General features: G+C 67.2%; 19 protein-coding genes. 15 read left to right on the top strand and 4 right to left on the bottom strand.

The features are described from left to right. Positions 1-58 precede the first annotated feature (58 nt). On the top strand, positions 59-292 hold the full coding sequence (locus HZI36_RS19490; RefSeq protein WP_179404299.1) for a hypothetical protein: 234 nt from the start codon (positions 59-61) through the stop codon (positions 290-292). Between the two features lie 111 nt (positions 293-403). Here the strand turns inward: HZI36_RS19490 and HZI36_RS19495 are convergent, their stop codons facing one another. Continuing rightward, positions 404-1270: a hydroxymethylpyrimidine/phosphomethylpyrimidine kinase gene (locus tag HZI36_RS19495; protein WP_179404300.1), complete on the bottom strand. Its 867-nt coding sequence runs from the start codon at positions 1268-1270 to the stop codon at positions 404-406. Positions 1271-1487: 217 nt separating this feature from the next. Here HZI36_RS19495 and HZI36_RS19500 point away from each other — a divergent pair, with 217 nt between their 5' ends. The 8 genes from HZI36_RS19500 to HZI36_RS19535 all read left to right on the top strand — a co-directional run bounded on the left by HZI36_RS19500 (position 1488) and on the right by HZI36_RS19535 (position 8209). Continuing rightward, entirely contained in the window at positions 1488-1658 is a 171-nt protein-coding gene (locus HZI36_RS19500) for a rubredoxin (protein ID WP_004186709.1), read from the top strand. Between the two features lie 135 nt (positions 1659-1793). After that, positions 1794-3116 (top strand): FimL-related protein, encoded by a 1323-nt coding sequence (locus HZI36_RS19505; protein ID WP_179404301.1) that lies wholly within the window; start codon positions 1794-1796, stop codon positions 3114-3116. Positions 3117-3324: 208 nt separating this feature from the next. Then, positions 3325-3900: a YqgE/AlgH family protein gene (locus HZI36_RS19510; RefSeq protein WP_179404302.1), complete on the top strand. Its 576-nt coding sequence runs from the start codon at positions 3325-3327 to the stop codon at positions 3898-3900. Next, a complete protein-coding gene (gene ruvX, locus HZI36_RS19515; protein WP_179404303.1) occupies positions 3897-4343 on the top strand; it encodes a Holliday junction resolvase RuvX in 447 nt (148 codons plus the stop codon). The genes HZI36_RS19510 and ruvX overlap by 4 nt, the downstream gene beginning before the upstream one ends. Further along, on the top strand, positions 4330-4848 hold the full coding sequence (gene pyrR, locus HZI36_RS19520) for a bifunctional pyr operon transcriptional regulator/uracil phosphoribosyltransferase PyrR (RefSeq protein ID WP_179404304.1): 519 nt from the start codon (positions 4330-4332) through the stop codon (positions 4846-4848). The genes ruvX and pyrR overlap by 14 nt, the downstream gene beginning before the upstream one ends. A 124-nt stretch (positions 4849-4972) precedes the next feature. Next, positions 4973-6004, top strand: coding sequence for an aspartate carbamoyltransferase catalytic subunit (locus HZI36_RS19525; protein ID WP_179404305.1), 1032 nt, complete (start codon positions 4973-4975; stop codon positions 6002-6004). 61 nt (positions 6005-6065) lie between these two features. Continuing rightward, positions 6066-7343 (top strand): dihydroorotase, encoded by a 1278-nt coding sequence (locus HZI36_RS19530; RefSeq protein ID WP_179404306.1) that lies wholly within the window; start codon positions 6066-6068, stop codon positions 7341-7343. 14 nt (positions 7344-7357) lie between these two features. Continuing rightward, positions 7358-8209 carry a lysophospholipid acyltransferase family protein gene (locus HZI36_RS19535; protein WP_179404307.1) on the top strand — a complete coding sequence of 284 codons (852 nt, stop codon included), beginning with the start codon at positions 7358-7360 and terminating at the stop codon, positions 8207-8209. Positions 8210-8289: 80 nt separating this feature from the next. Here HZI36_RS19535 and HZI36_RS19540 read toward each other — a convergent pair whose 3' ends face one another. Both HZI36_RS19540 and HZI36_RS19545 read right to left on the bottom strand, forming a co-directional pair. Then, complete coding sequence (locus tag HZI36_RS19540; RefSeq protein ID WP_179404308.1) at positions 8290-8697, bottom strand: PIN domain-containing protein; 408 nt, start codon at positions 8695-8697, stop codon at positions 8290-8292. Further along, positions 8688-8942, bottom strand: a complete 255-nt coding sequence (locus HZI36_RS19545) for a type II toxin-antitoxin system Phd/YefM family antitoxin (protein WP_179404309.1) — start codon at positions 8940-8942, stop codon at positions 8688-8690. Before HZI36_RS19545 ends, HZI36_RS19540 begins: the two co-directional genes overlap by 10 nt. 201 nt (positions 8943-9143) lie before the next feature. Here HZI36_RS19545 and HZI36_RS19550 point away from each other — a divergent pair, with 201 nt between their 5' ends. Then, a complete protein-coding gene (locus tag HZI36_RS19550; RefSeq protein WP_179404310.1) occupies positions 9144-9338 on the top strand; it encodes a type II toxin-antitoxin system VapB family antitoxin in 195 nt (64 codons plus the stop codon). Positions 9339-9510: 172 nt separating this feature from the next. Here HZI36_RS19550 and HZI36_RS19555 read toward each other — a convergent pair whose 3' ends face one another. Continuing rightward, positions 9511-10362: a symmetrical bis(5'-nucleosyl)-tetraphosphatase gene (locus HZI36_RS19555; RefSeq protein ID WP_179404311.1), complete on the bottom strand. Its 852-nt coding sequence runs from the start codon at positions 10360-10362 to the stop codon at positions 9511-9513. Positions 10363-10633: 271 nt separating this feature from the next. On the opposite strand from HZI36_RS19555, the gene galU reads away from it, so the two are divergent. The 5 genes from galU to rfbD are packed head-to-tail and all read left to right on the top strand — an operon-like array spanning position 10634 to position 14926. After that, complete coding sequence (gene galU / locus HZI36_RS19560) at positions 10634-11524, top strand: UTP--glucose-1-phosphate uridylyltransferase GalU (RefSeq protein ID WP_179404312.1); 891 nt, start codon at positions 10634-10636, stop codon at positions 11522-11524. An 11-nt stretch (positions 11525-11535) separates the two neighbouring features. Then, positions 11536-12591: a dTDP-glucose 4,6-dehydratase gene (rfbB, locus tag HZI36_RS19565; RefSeq protein ID WP_179404313.1), complete on the top strand. Its 1056-nt coding sequence runs from the start codon at positions 11536-11538 to the stop codon at positions 12589-12591. 19 nt (positions 12592-12610) lie between these two features. Then, the gene (rfbA, locus tag HZI36_RS19570) at positions 12611-13501 is read left to right on the top strand and encodes a glucose-1-phosphate thymidylyltransferase RfbA (RefSeq protein ID WP_179404314.1); all 891 of its coding nucleotides are present in this window, start codon (positions 12611-12613) and stop codon (positions 13499-13501) included. Beyond that, a complete protein-coding gene (gene rfbC / locus HZI36_RS19575; protein ID WP_179404315.1) occupies positions 13486-14037 on the top strand; it encodes a dTDP-4-dehydrorhamnose 3,5-epimerase in 552 nt (183 codons plus the stop codon). The genes rfbA and rfbC overlap by 16 nt, the downstream gene beginning before the upstream one ends. Continuing rightward, positions 14030-14926: a dTDP-4-dehydrorhamnose reductase gene (rfbD, locus tag HZI36_RS19580; protein ID WP_179404316.1), complete on the top strand. Its 897-nt coding sequence runs from the start codon at positions 14030-14032 to the stop codon at positions 14924-14926. The genes rfbC and rfbD overlap by 8 nt, the downstream gene beginning before the upstream one ends. Positions 14927-14972 lie beyond the last annotated feature (46 nt).

Below are 14972 nucleotides of genomic sequence, written 5' to 3' on the forward strand. Positions count from 1 at the left end.
GCGCTGAAGCTCCCTATTGACGGCGAGAGCGTGCGAGACGAATCGGAGGGAGGAACCGATGGGAATCAACAAAGGGGAGCGCTTCAACAGTGAGGACGTCTACGTTGACTATCCATTTGAAGAAGTGATGTTTCGTTGGAATCACCTCGACAAGAAAACCTATCGCAAATTCTACGGCGAGGACGAGGCTGGTCCGATTCCTCATGACAATCGACTCTATAACGACGCACTCCGTTTCGGTGATGAGATCACTAGGGAGGCATACGCCGCGGGCAAGCCGAGGAACTGCTAGGAAGCCGAGGTAGGCGGATACGTGTCGATAGCGTACTAAATTGTACGCTAACCACCAATTCTTTTTAAATCATTGAATTGAAACGGTAAACGAGAGTGAATTCGTGTCCGTTCAGTGCCGATGCGTAATGCGCGGCAGCGAATCGGCCTGCACCGTGCGCGGCGACGGCTCCTCGTCGTTGCTGCGCGCCCAGAAGAACCGGTCCGGCAGATACGCGCCCATGCCGGGGCGGAACGCATCGCGCGCGGCCTGGTACAGATATTCCTGCGCCTCGCGCACCGCCTCCGGCGGTTCCTGCCCATTCGCGAGCAGCGCCGCGATCGCCGCGCCGAGCGTGTCGGTGATGCCCATCAGCCGGTGCGGCGTGCGCTCCCACAGATCCTCGCGAATCTGCCCTTCCTCGCCGTACAGCGTGTTCACGAGCCGGTGCGAACCCGTCTCGGTCGCGAGGATGTACTCGCAGCCCTGCGACAGTAGATGCGACAGCGCGGCGTCGAGGTTCGGCGCTTCCGCGTCGCCGTCGGGCTGCGCGAGCGCAATCAGCGTCGCGTAATCGGCGACGAGCAGCGTCGTCTGCGGCGCGAGCAGGTCGGCGATCGATTCGCGCAGGTCGTCGGCGGCGAGCACGTGCTCGTCGTCGAGCGTGAAGTCCGGCGCGAGCACGAGCGGCACGCCGTCGTAGTCGGCGACGACCTCGGCGATCGCGCTGACGACCTCGGCACGCGTCGCGGCGCCGATCTTGAACGCGGCGACCGGCATGTCCTCGAGCAGCATGCGCGCCTGCGCGGCGACGACGTCCGGGTCGAGGCCGGTCACTTCGTCGCAGGCGGCCGAATCGCGCACGGTGTAGCCGGTCAGCACGGACACGCCGTGGCAGCCCATGCTCGCCAGCGTCATCAGATCGGCTTGCAAGCCGGAACCGCCGGTGGGATCGGAAAGGCCGAAGGTGAGGACGATCGGAGGGGCGTTGCTGGACATGGACGAATCGGGCAAAAGAGATCGGTGAGGCAAGCGGCCGCACCAGCGCCGGGTGCGACCTTCGCAGCCATTATGCGGCGGAATCCGTCGGATAGAACGGAATTTTTAGCTTGGCGCAACGTAGTCGTCCCTCTAGAGCCCGATCGCTAGGCAGTCCGGCCCCGACACGGTACCATCGTGGCTCACCAATTTACCGACTTTTCCGACGCGGCTTAAGATGGAATACAAGAGCTGGATGTGCCTGATTTGTGGCTGGATTTACGACGAAGAGGCCGGGCTGCCGGAGGAGGGCATCGCCCCGGGCACGCGCTGGGAGGACGTCCCGATCAACTGGACGTGCCCGGAATGCGGCGCGCGCAAGGAAGACTTCGAGATGGTCCAGATCTGACCCGACCATTGCCGCTTTCATCAGGACATTCCCGCTTAGGCCTCGCGCGGAGCGGGTGCCGGCCGGCCGGTCCGCCGGCGCGCCGCGGCCCGCGCGAATTCGAATTCGCTTTGGTCATGACTGGCGCGAGTGTCCATGATGCCCGATCTGGCGGTACCTCCCGTATGCGATGCGTTGCCGAACCCGCGCGGCGGCGCGGTGCGCACCGCGGAGATGTGGCTCGATGCAGCGGATGACGCGCTCGGCCGCCACGCCGACATCGCGGTGCCGATGTCTTCCGCGGCCGCGGCGCTGGCCGAAGCCGGCTGGCTGCCGGCCGCCCGCTTCGCCGGCCAGTTGGCGCAGGCGGCGCTGCTCGTCGGCACGGAGCCGACGTCCGCCGGACTGCGTGCGGCGCTGCGCGACTTTCGCTTGACCGTCGCGCGGCACAATCTGCGCGAGCAGGCCTGCTCGCCGATCCTCTTCGAACACTACCGGATGCTGCGCGCGCAAAGCGCGGCCGATCTCGGCACGCCGGTGCCGGCCGATGCGCTCGCGCTCGTCGGCCGCGCGGTGCCGCCGGCGACGCTGAGACCAATGCCGGCTGCCGCCGTCGCGCGGCTGCGCGCGCGCTACGAGCAGGCGCTGCTCGCCGCGCTGCGCGCGCATGCGCCGTCCGACCCTGCGCTCGACGAGATCGACGCGTGCATGACCGAGCTCGCCGGCGACGATGCGCCGTACGACTTCTGGCGGCTCGCGGCCGCGTGCATGCGCGCGCTGCGCGCGAGCGGCGCGCCCGAGCTGAAGCGCTTCGTCGCGCGCGTGAACCTGCTGCTCGGCGAGCATGCGCGCGGCCGCCGCGTCGCGTCGCCCGAGCTCGTGCGCGAGACCGCCGCGCTGCTCTGGCGCGATTTCGCGCTGTTCGGCGCGGCCGCCGAGGATGTGGCGCTCGTCGACGTGCTGCACGACTACGGGCTCACCGTCGACTGGCACGTCGCCGGCACGTCCGCGTCGGAGGCGCTGTGGGAAGCGGATGCGTCGCGCGCGGAGCTCGACGCGGTTGCCGTGGCGCCGACGCGCAAGCTCGGCGTCGTGACCGTCAACGCGCATGCGTACGAGGATTTCCTGCAGACCGCCGATGCGTCGATGGCCGAGCTGTCCGTCGATCCCGGCGCGGCCGACGCGGGCGCCGCGTGGCGCGCGGCCGATGCCGCGTACCGGGTCGGCGCGGCCGCGTGCGCGCTCGGCCTCGGCCATACGGCGCTGCTCGCCGACACGCTCGGCCTCGCGTGGCGCCGCGTCGCGCACGGCGCGGGCTTCGGCGACGGCGGCCTGTCCGCGCACCGTCACGCGACGGACATGATGCGCGCGGCGCTGCTGAAGATCGCGGCGGGCGTCCCGCCGCCGGACCTGACGGCCGCGTGCGCGGCGCTGGGCGCGACGCTCGGCGCGACGCAGGGCGGGGCCGGGCACGCATGATGCGTGCAGTTTGTCCGTCGGCGACATGCAGCGACATGCAGCGACAGGCAGCGACAGGCAGCGACACGCGGCCGCACGATCCTGCCGTCGGCCGCCGCGCGCGTGATAGAGTGCCGTGTGATCCGCCCGCCGCGTGCGACGCGCGCGGCGGCGTTGCTAGTTGATCGCGGCATCGGCCAGGCCGCGAGTCTTTGCTAAAATTCAAACCATGTCGAATCCCGATCGCATCAACCTCACCAACCAGTTCCTGATCGCCATGCCGAACATGGCCGATCCGACGTTCTCGGGAACGGTGGTCTATCTTTGCGATCACAGCGAGCGCGGCGCGCTCGGCCTCGTCATCAATCGTCCCACCGACATCGACCTCGAATCGCTGTTCAACCGTATCGACCTGAAGCTCGAGATCGAGCCGCTCTTGCACATCCCCGTCTACTTCGGCGGGCCGGTGCAGACCGAACGCGGCTTCGTGCTGCACGAGCCGGTCGCGGGCAGCAGCTACAGTTCGTCGATGTCGGTCGAAGGCGGGCTCGAGATGACGACGTCGAAGGACGTGCTCGAGGCGGTCGCGACGGGCACCGGCCCGAAACGCTTCCTGTTGACGCTCGGCCATGCCGGCTGGGGCGCGGGGCAGCTCGAAGAGGAAATCTCGAAGAACGGCTGGCTGACCGTCGCCGCCGATCCGCGGATCGTCTTCGATACGCCCGCCGAAGAGCGCTTCGAAGCCGCGCTCGGGCTGCTCGGCGTCAGCTCGTCGATGCTGTCCGGCGAGGCAGGGCACGCATGAGCGCGACGAGCTCGCGCGATGCGACGCTCCTGGCGTTCGATTATGGCGAGAAGCGCATCGGCGTCGCGATCGGCAACACGCTGACGCGCTCCGCCCGCGCGCTCGTCGTCATTTCCAATCTCAATCGCGAGCATCGCTTCAAGGCGGTCGGCGAGCTGCTTGCCGAATGGCGGCCCGACGCGCTCGTCGTCGGCCTGCCGATGCATCCGGACGGCACGCCGCACGAGATGACCCAGCTGGCGAAACGCTTCGGCAATCAGCTGAACGGCCGCTTCGGGCTGCCGGTGAGCTGGGTCGACGAGCGCTATTCGTCCGTCGAGGCCGCGGCCGAGCTGCGCGCGGCGGGTGTGCGGGTCGGCCGCAACGACGCGCTCGACGCCGAAGCGGCCCGCGTGATCCTTCAACAGTATCTCGATCAACAGTCCGATCATGAGCCCCATTGATGCCGAGGCGCTATATCGCGTCCTGCTCGACCAGATTCGCGGCGCGTACGGCGAGGCCGCGTTCGCCGCCCCCGGCGCGCCCGTGCTCGCCGGCATCCACAGCGGCGGCGCGTGGCTCGCCGAGCGGCTCGCGCGCGATCTCGGCGCGCCGGGCTTCGGCGTCGTGAACGTCGCGCTGCATCGCGACGACTACGCGAAGAAAGGCCTGCACAGCCAGGCGAGCCCGACGTCGCTGCCGTTCGACGTCGACGGCGCGCACATCGTGCTCGTCGACGACGTGCTGTACACGGGCCGCACCGTGCGCGCGGCGCTCAACGAGCTGTTCGACTACGGCCGCCCGGCATCGGTCGAGCTTGCGGTGCTCGCCGACCGCGGAGGGCGCGAGCTGCCGGTCGCCGCCCGCTTCGTCGGCGGCACGCCCGACGTCGGCGCCGACGCGACGCTCGTGCTCGAGCGCGACGGCCCGGCGCAATTCACGCTGCGCGTCGAGACGCGCGGCGCCTGAGCCGATCCCGAACCGGAACGACGGGCCGCGCGAACCGTGGCCCCGAATTGCGGCCCCGAATCGCGGCCCCGAATCGCGGCCTAGACCCGCGGCCTGTTATGCATAAGCTGGAATCACGCACATCATGACCACCGACACCACTGGCCGCACTGGCAATGCCGCTGCCGCCGCGAACGCCGAGCGATTCCGCTACGGCTTCCTGAAGGGCAACCCGCAGCTCACGAAGAACGGCGAGCTCAAGCACCTGCTGTCGATCGAAGGGCTGCCGCGCTCGATCGTCACGCACATCCTCGACACCGCCGAGCAGTTCGTCAGCGTGACCGACCGCGAGGTGAAGAAGGTGCCGCTGTTGCGCGGCAAGTCGGTGTTCAACCTGTTCTTCGAGAACTCGACGCGCACGCGCACGACGTTCGAGATCGCCGCGACGCGGCTGTCGGCCGACGTGCTGAACCTGAACATCAACGCATCGTCGACGAGCAAGGGCGAATCGCTGCTCGACACGATCAACAACCTGTCCGCGATGCATGCCGACCTGTTCGTCGTGCGCCACGCGTCGAGCGGCGCGCCGTACCTGATCGCCGAGCACTGCGCGCCGCACGTGCACGTGATCAACGCCGGCGACGGCCGCCACGCGCACCCGACGCAGGGCCTGCTCGACATGTACACGATCCGCCACTACAAGCGCGACTTCACGAAGCTGCGCGTCGCGATCGTCGGCGACATCCTGCACTCGCGCGTCGCGCGCTCGGACATCCACGCGCTGACGACGCTCGGCGTGCCCGAAGTGCGCGCGATCGGCCCGCGCACGCTGCTGCCGGGCGGGCTCGAGCAGATGGGCGTGCGCGTGTTCCACAACCTCGACGAAGGGCTGAAGGGCGTCGACGTGATCATCATGCTGCGCCTGCAGAACGAGCGGATGAGCGGCGCGCTGCTGCCGTCCGCGCAGGAGTACTTCAAGAGCTGGGGGCTCACGCCGGAACGTCTCGCGCTCGCCGCGCCCGACGCGATCGTGATGCACCCGGGCCCGATGAACCGCGGCGTCGAGATCGATTCGCAGGTCGCCGACGGTCCGCAGTCGGTGATCCTGAACCAGGTGACGTTCGGGATCGCGGTGCGGATGGCGGTGATGGGCATCGTCGCCGGCACGAGCGACTGACCGCGCGCCGCGCGGCTGCGACTCCTCATTCAACGCATTCACAGCTTTCAGAAGACAGCGCATGAAGATTCATATCAAAGGCGGCACGCTGCTCGATCCGGTCTCCGGCACCGAACGCCAGGCCGACGTGTTCGTCGCGGCCGGCAAGATCGCCGCGATCGGCGCGGCGCCGGCCGATTTCCACGCGGCGAAGACGATCGACGCGACGGGCCTCTACGTGTCGCCCGGCTTCGTCGACCTGTGCGCGCGGCTGCGCGAGCCGGGCTACGAGCACAAGGCGACGCTCGAATCCGAGATGGCGGCCGCGGTCGCGGGTGGCGTGACGAGCCTCGCGTGCCCGCCGGACACCGACCCGGTGCTCGACGAGCCCGGCCTCGTCGAGATGCTGAAGTTCCGCGCGCGCAATCTGCATCAGGCGCACGTGTATCCGCTCGGCGCGCTGACGGTCGGCCTGAAGGGCGAGACCATCACCGAGATGGTCGAGCTGACCGAATCCGGCTGTGTCGGCTTCACGCAGGCGAACGTGCCGGTGCGCGATACGCAGGTGATGCTGCGCGCGCTGCAGTATGCGAGCACGTACGGCTTCACCGTGTGGCTGCGGCCACTCGATGCGTTCCTCGCGAAGGGCGGCGTCGCGGCGAGCGGGCCGGTTGCGTCGCGGCTCGGGTTGTCCGGCGTGCCGGTCGCGGCCGAGACGATCGCGCTGCACACGATTTTCGAGCTGGTTCGCGTGACGGGCGCGCGCGTGCACCTCGCGCGGCTGTCGTCGGCGGCGGGCGTGGCGCTCGTGCGCGCGGCGAAGGCCGAGGGGCTCCCGGTGAGCTGTGACGTCGCCGTGAACCAGCTGCATCTGATCGACGTCGACATCGGCTACTTCGATTCGCAGTTCCGGCTCGATCCGCCGCTGCGCAGCGAGCGCGACCGCGAAGCGATTCGCGCGGCGCTCGCCGATGGCACGATCGACGCGATCTGCTCCGATCACACGCCGGTCGACGACGACGAGAAGCTGCTGCCGTTCGGCGAGGCGACGCCGGGCGCGACCGGGCTCGAGCTGCTGCTGTCGCTGACGGTGAAGTGGGCAGACGAGACGCGCACGCCGCTCGCGCAGGCGCTCAAGCGCATCACGTCGGCGCCGGCGGACGTGCTGAAGCTGCCGGCCGGGCGGATCGCGGAAGGCGGCGTTGCCGACCTCTGCGTGTTCGATCCGCGCGCGCACTGGCGCGTCGATCCGCGCGCGCTGAAGAGCCAGGGCCACAATTCGCCGTTCCTCGGCTACGAGCTGCCGGCGCGCGTGCGCGCGACGCTCGTCGCCGGGCAGCTCGCGTTCGAGCGCAACTGACGCGGGCCGTCGCCATGATCGCCCTTCGCAAGCTGCGTCTCGTGCTCCATCTGCTGCGCGGGATGGCGATCGTCGCGCTGTGCTTCTCGCGCGTGACGCCCGCGCGGCGCGCCGAGCTCACGCGGCGCTGGTCGCTGAAGCTGCTGCGGCTCGCCGGGATGCGGCTCGTCGTGCACAACGGCGGCGCGCGGCTCGATGCGAGCGCGCTCGTCGTCGGCAATCACGTGTCGTGGGCCGACATCTACGTGATCAACGCGTGGCGGCCGACGCCGTTCGTGTCGAAGGCCGAGGTGCGGCAGTGGCCCGTCGTCGGCTGGCTCGCCGAGAAGCTCGATACCCTGTTCCTGCAGCGCGAGAAGCGCACCGAGGCGATGCGGGCGATGCATGCGATGGCCGAGCGGCTGCGCGGCGGCGGGCTGATGTGCGTGTTTCCGGAAGGGACGACGTCGGACGGGCTCGGGCTGCTGCCGTTTCACGCGAACCTGTTCCAGGCCGCGGTGTCGGCCGGCTGCGCGGTGCAGCCGATCTGCGTGATGTACGAGGATGCGCACGGGCGCCAGTCGGTGTCGCCGGCGTATGTCGGGGATCTGTCGCTTGGGCGGTCGCTCGACCTGGTGCTCGGTGGGGGGCCGTTCGTCGCGCATTTGTATGTGTGCGATCCGATCGAGCCGGGCGGGGATCGGCGCGCGGTGGCGGCTGCGGCTCAGGCGGCGGTGGCGGCTGCGTTGGGCGAGATGCAGGCGCAGGCTGGGCGGCCGACCATCGATGCGCTCAATGAGTTGGCGCGGGACGCGTATCCGGAGAAGGCGGTCGATGTAGGGACGGAGGTCGCGGCCGATGACGCGGTGACGGGACGGGAGGGGTGACGCGGGGGCGACGCGAAGAAACGGTGTCTCAAAAAATGGTGGTCGTCGATCGTGGCCGATGCATGCGCGAATTGCGCACGTCAGGAAAGCGTGCTCAACCGAACTCCCGGTAAATCGGCGAAATCCGCGATATTGAAGGTCATCAACTGGAATCCGTGTTCGATCGCTTGGGCGGCAATCCACAAGTCGTTATAGCGAGGTCGCGGCGAACGGCCCGCTTGCTTCACAGCTGCAGCGAGCACCCCGAAGGCGGACGCCGTGTGCCGCGTGAGGTCCAACACAGGGCGTCGTTCAAGTTGTCGCAAATGCGCGGCTCGGCGCGCGCGCTCGGCCGCGTCGGCGCAGACCTGTACGCCGAAGGCCAATTCACCCAACGACACCACTGAAATGTAGACCGGCGCGTCGCCCGCGGCTTCGATGATCGCGCGCGGCGCGACCTGACCGGCCGCCAGGCCGACCCACACGCAACTGTCGATGATTACGCCCACGGATCGCGGACCTCATCGCTGAAATCGGCGCGGCTGTCTTGCAGCCAACGCTGTCCTTCGATCGCCGACAGGCCGGTTGCCAGCCCCTCGAGAGCCTGCGAGGCGGTCATGTTCGGTTCGGCCGGCACGATGCGCGCGACGGGAGTCTGGTTGCGTTCGACGATCACGGTTTCGCCGCTGCGGGCGACCCTATCAAGGATCTGACGGGTGTGGCGGGCCAGATCGGTAGCGGTAATGATAGGCATTGGAGTTCCTTCAGTAACGATACGTATTGTACGCGAAATACGTATTCTTTCCGTTGCTCAGAATCAGATGTGGTGCCGAGAACTGCTGCGGCTCGTCGTGCACAACGGCGGCGCGCGGTGGCGGCTGCGCCGCGCATGAGCATCGCGGCGAGCGATCATGGTGCATAGTTTTAGTCGCTTATACACATTGCGAGATACGCCATGCGTACCAACATCGAAATTGACGACAGGTTGATAGCCGAAGCGCTTGCTGCGACCGGCATTAAGACCGCGCGGGAGGTTGTCGAGCTCGGCTTGAAGACGATCATCAGACTCAAGCAGCAAGAGCAAATCCAGCAATTCCGAGGAAAGCTCCACTGGGACGGTGACCTTGACGCGATGAGGACTGATCGATGACTCGGGCGGTACCAAGGGGGGCGAAACGTGAGCCGCAAACCGTGAAATGCGGCTCACGATATGAGCCGTATTGCGCAGCAGATACGCGAGCGCCTGTTCGTGCGGCGGCGGACCATTGAAGATAAACGGTTTTCTGACCGCGTCTGCTCCGTCGCCGTAGGCCCTTCGACCGTCATTCCCCCTGCGCTCTGCACGCTTCGCACTTCACCTGCGTGACCGTGCGCTTGGCCGGATCGTCCGCGAGACGAACGGCCGACAGCTTGTTCCCCCACACGCACCCCGAATCGAGCGCGATGAGCCGCTTGCGCATCATGATGCCGAGCGCGGCCCAGTGGCCGAACACGACCGTCGCATCGGCGGTGCGGCGGCCGGGCACGTCGTACCACGGCATGTAGCCGCGCGGCGCCGCATCGGGCCCGCCGTTCGCGCGGAATTCCATCGCGCCGTCGGCCGTGCAGAAGCGGATCCGCGTGAACGCGTTGAACGCGACGCGCAGCCGGTCGCGCTTCTTCAGATTCGAGTGCCACTGGTTCGGCTCGTTGCCGTAGAGCTGGCGCAGCGTGTCGTGCCAGTCGGGCGCGCGCAATGCGCGCTGCAACTCGTCGGCGAGCTCGAGCGCGAGCGTGACGTCCCACTGCGGCAGCACGCCTGCGTGCACGAGCAGCATCCCGTTCTCGACATGCGCGAACGGGCGGTGACGGACCCATTCGAGCAGCAATTCGGCGTCGGGCGCGTCGAGAATCTCCCCGATCGTGTCGCCGGGGCGCTCGGTGCGGATGCCGGCCGCCACCGCGAGCAGATGCAGATCGTGATTGCCGAGCACGACCGTCGCGCGCGGGCCGAGCTCGATGAGCGCGCGCAGCATCGCGAGCGAAGACGGGCCGCGGTTGACGACGTCGCCGCAGAACCAGAAGGGCGTGTCGGGGTTCGGCGCGAGTTTCTTGAGCAACGCGGCGAAAGCGGAATGACAGCCCTGTAGGTCGCCGAAGGCGATGGGGATGATGGGGCGGGATGAGTCGGGCATGCGCGGCGATGACAGGCCTCTTGCGGGCCGAGACTGACGAAGTGGGAAACGATAGCACGATGACGTTACAAAGACTGCGTGCCAGATGCGGATCGCGTCGAGGTGCCATCCAGCACCAGCACTTTCGGGGTCCGATCCGCACCGCGCACGGCCGCCCCACGCATCGCGCAATACAGGGAGAAGTCGGCCCGGCGAAGCTAATTTGACAGTGCCGGGAAGGTAATGCACATATAATCAGCGCCCATCCGATGCACAGACAGATGTCCTCCCGATGCTAAAAGTCACCAAAGCCGTTTTTCCGGTTGCCGGCCTCGGCACGCGCTTCCTGCCCGCCACGAAGGCGAGCCCGAAGGAGATGCTGCCCGTCGTCGACAAGCCACTGATCCAGTACGCGGTCGAGGAAGCGATCGCCGCCGGCATCACCGAGATGATCTTCGTCACGGGCCGCAGCAAGCGCGCGATCGAGGACCATTTCGACAAGTCGTACGAGATCGAGGCCGAGCTCGAGGCGCGCGGCAAGGAGAAGCTGCTCGAACTCGTGCGCAGCATCAAGCCGAGCCACGTCGACTGCGTCTACGTGCGCCAGCCGGAAGCGCTCGGCCTCGGCCACGCGGTGCTGTGCGCGGAGAAGCTGGTCGCCGACAGTCCGTTCGCGGTGATCCTCGCCGACGACCTGCTCGACGGCAACCCGCCGGTGATGAAGCAGATGGTTGACGTGTTCGATCACTATCACAGCTCGGTGATCGGGGTCGAAGAGATTCCGCCGTCGGACACGAAGTCGTACGGGATCGTCGACGGCAAGGAGTGGGAAGAGTCGATCGTCAAGATGTCGGCGATCATCGAGAAGCCGGCGCCGGAAGTGGCGCCGTCCAACCTCGGCGTGGTCGGGCGCTACGTGCTGAAGCCGCGGATCTTCCACCATCTGCGCAATCTGAAGCCGGGCGCGGGCGGCGAGCTGCAGCTCACCGATGCGATCGAAGCACTGCTCGCCGACGAGCAGGTTCTCGCATACAAATATCAGGGCAAGCGCTACGACTGCGGCAGCAAGCTCGGGTATCTGAAGGCGACCGTCGAGTTCGCGCTGCGCCATCCGGAAATGGGCGCGGAGTTCGGCGAGTATCTGGCCGGCGTGCAACTGCCGTCGATGCGTGCCGATCGCTGAGGGAACGAGCGATGATTCTGGTGACAGGCGGCGCGGGGTTTATCGGCGCCAACTTCGTGCTCGACTGGCTGCGTGACGCCGGCGAGCCCGTCGTGAACGTCGACAAGCTCACGTACGCGGGCAACGCGGCAACGCTCGCGCCGCTCGACGGCGACGCGCGTCACGTGTTCGCGCGGGTCGACATCTGCGACCGTGCGGCGATCGACGCGCTCCTCGCCGCGCATCGTCCGCGCGCGATCGTGCACTTCGCGGCCGAGAGCCACGTCGATCGCTCGATTCACGGTCCCGGCGATTTTCTGCAGACGAACGTCGTCGGCACGTTCACGCTGCTCGACGCGGCGACCGCGTACTGGCGCACGCTGCCCGGCGAAGAGCGGGATGCGTTCCGCTTCCTGCACGTCTCGACCGACGAGGTGTTCGGCTCGCTCGGCGCGACCGATGCCGCGTTCGACGAACGAACCCCGTATGCGCCGAACAGCCCGTATTCCGCGAGCAAGGCCGCATCCGATCACTTCGTGCGCGCGTGGCATCACACGTACGGGCTGCCGACGCTGACGACGAACTGCTCGAACAACTACGGTCCGTATCAGTTTCCGGAGAAGCTGATTCCGTTGATGATCCTGAACGCGCTTGCCGGCAAGCGGCTGCCCGTGTACGGCGACGGACGGAACGTGCGCGACTGGCTGTACGTGAGCGATCATTGCGCTGCGATTCGCGCAGTGCTCGAGCGCGGCACGCCGGGTGCGACCTACAATATCGGCGGCTGGAACGAGCAGGCGAACATCGACGTCGTGCGCGCGATCTGCGCGCTGCTCGATGCGCAGCGGCCGAACCCGTCGGGCGCGTCGTATGCGGAGCAGATCGAGTTCGTGAAGGACCGGCCCGGCCACGACCGCCGCTACGCGATCGACGCGACGCTCATCGAGCGCGAGCTCGGCTGGCGGCCCGCGGAGACGTTCGATACCGGGCTCGCGAAAACCGTCCGCTGGTATCTCGACAACGCGAAGTGGATCGAGGGCGTGACGAGCGGCAGCTACCGTCAATGGATCGACAGGCACTACGCGTGATGCGATGGGAGGCAGTCCGATGAAGCGCAAGGGCATCATTCTTGCCGGCGGATCAGGTTCGCGCCTGTATCCGATCACGCAGGCGATCTCGAAGCAGCTGCTGCCGGTGTACGACAAGCCGATGATCTACTACCCGCTGACGACGCTGATGCTCGCCGGCATTCGCGACGTGCTCGTGATCTCGACGCCCGCCGACACGCCGCGTTTCGAGACGCTGCTCGGCGACGGCGCGCAGTGGGGGATGAATCTCAGCTATGCGGTGCAACCGTCGCCGGACGGGCTTGCGCAGGCGTTCATCATCGGCCGCGACTTCATCGGCCACGATCCGTGCGCACTGATCCTCGGCGACAACATCTTCTACGGTCACGATCTCGCGCATCAACTCGGCAACGCGAACGCGCGCAGCGGTGCGACCGTGTTCGCGTACCACGTCGTCGATCCGCAGCGCTACGGCGTCATCGAATTCGACGAGCAGTTCCGTGCGCTGTCGATCGAGGAGAAGCCCGCGAAGCCGCGCTCGAGCTATGCGGTGACGGGCCTGTACTTCTACGACAACGACGTGTGCGACATCGCGGCCGATATCGCGCCGTCCACGCGCGGCGAGCTCGAGATCACCGACGTGAACTCGCGCTATCTCGACACGGGCAAGCTGCGCGTCGAGATCATGGGGCGCGGCTTCGCGTGGCTCGATACGGGCACGCATGATTCGTTGATCGAAGCATCGACGTTCATCGCGACGCTGCAGAAGCGGCAGGGGCTGATGGTCGCGTGCCCGGAGGAGATCGCGTATCGCAACCGCTGGATCGACGGCGCGCAACTCGCCCGGCTCGCGGCGCCGCTCGCGAAGAGCGGCTACGGCGTCTATCTGAACAACCTGCTGAACGACAGGGTGATATGGCAATCACAGTAACGGCGACCGCGCTGCCGGACGTCAAGATCATCGAACCGAAGGTGTTCGGCGATGCGCGCGGTTTCTTCTTCGAAAGCTTCAACGCGCGGGAATTCGCGAACGAAATCGGCGTGGATGTGGAGTTCGTGCAGGACAACCATTCGCGTTCGTCGCGCGGCGTGCTGCGCGGGTTGCATTATCAGATCGAGCATGCGCAGGGCAAGCTCGTGCGGGTCGTGCAGGGGGAGGTGTTCGATGTGGCGGTGGATTTGCGCCGCGGCTCGCCGACGTTCGGCAAATGGGCGGGTGTTGCGCTATCGGCCGACAATCGCCGGCAATTGTGGGTACCGCCGGGCTTTGCGCATGGTTTCGTCGTCGTGTCCGAATCCGCCGAGCTGCTGTACAAGACGACCGACTACTGGTTCCCCGAGCATGAGCGTGTGCTGCTGTGGTCCGATCCCGCTCTCGGCATCGACTGGCCGATCGAAACCGAACCCGTGCTCGCGGTGAAGGACGCGGCGGGCAAGCCGCTCGTCGAGGCCGATACCTATGCGTGATACGCCGCCCATCGTCGTGACCGGCGCGAACGGGCAGGTCGGGTTCGAGCTCGTGCGCGCGCTTCAGGGGCTCGCGCCGATCGTCGCGCTCGATCGGCATGGGCTCGATCTCGCGGATCTCGACTCGATTCGCCGCGTCGTGCGCGATATCGGTCCCGCGGTGATCGTGAACGCCGCCGCGTACACGGCCGTCGATCGTGCGGAATCCGAAGAGGCGCTCGCGCGGCGCATCAACGGCGATGCGCCGGGGGTGCTGGCCGAAGAGGCGAAGCGCATCGACGCATTGCTCGTGCACTATTCGACCGACTACGTGTTCGACGGCTGCGGCGATGCGCCATTCCGTGAAGACGATCCGACGGGGCCGCTGAACGCGTACGGCCGAACCAAGCTCGCGGGCGAGCAGGCGGTGGCCGCGGTTGGCGGCGAGCATCTGATGTTTCGGACGAGCTGGGTGTACAGCGCGACCGGACGCAATTTTCTGACGACGATGTTGCGTCTCGCGCGGGAGCGCCGCGAACTGAATGTCGTCGCGGATCAGATCGGTGCGCCGACCTGGAGTTGCACCATTGCCGCGCTGACCGCGCATGTCGTCGCGCGATATTGTGCCGATCGCGTGGAGGCGCGCGATTGGTGGCGCCAGCATCGGGGCATTTATCATCTGACGAATGCCGGGGAGACGTCGTGGTGCGATTTTGCGCAGACGATATTCGCTGCAACAAATTGTAAGGACGTCGAGGTGCGTCCGATTACCAGCGATCAGTATCCGACCCCGGCGACGCGGCCGCACAATTCGAGGCTGTCCAATGACAAGCTGTTCGACGTGTTCGGGCTGAGGGCGCCGGATTGGCGGGAGGGGTTGGCGCGGTGTCTGCGAGATCCGAGGACCTGACTCTTCCGCCGCCCGATTGGGGGCTGTGTGGCGGCTCCGCTGGCGG

The organism is Burkholderia guangdongensis (assembly GCF_013403875.1).
Lineage (GTDB): Bacteria > Pseudomonadota > Gammaproteobacteria > Burkholderiales > Burkholderiaceae > Burkholderia > Burkholderia guangdongensis.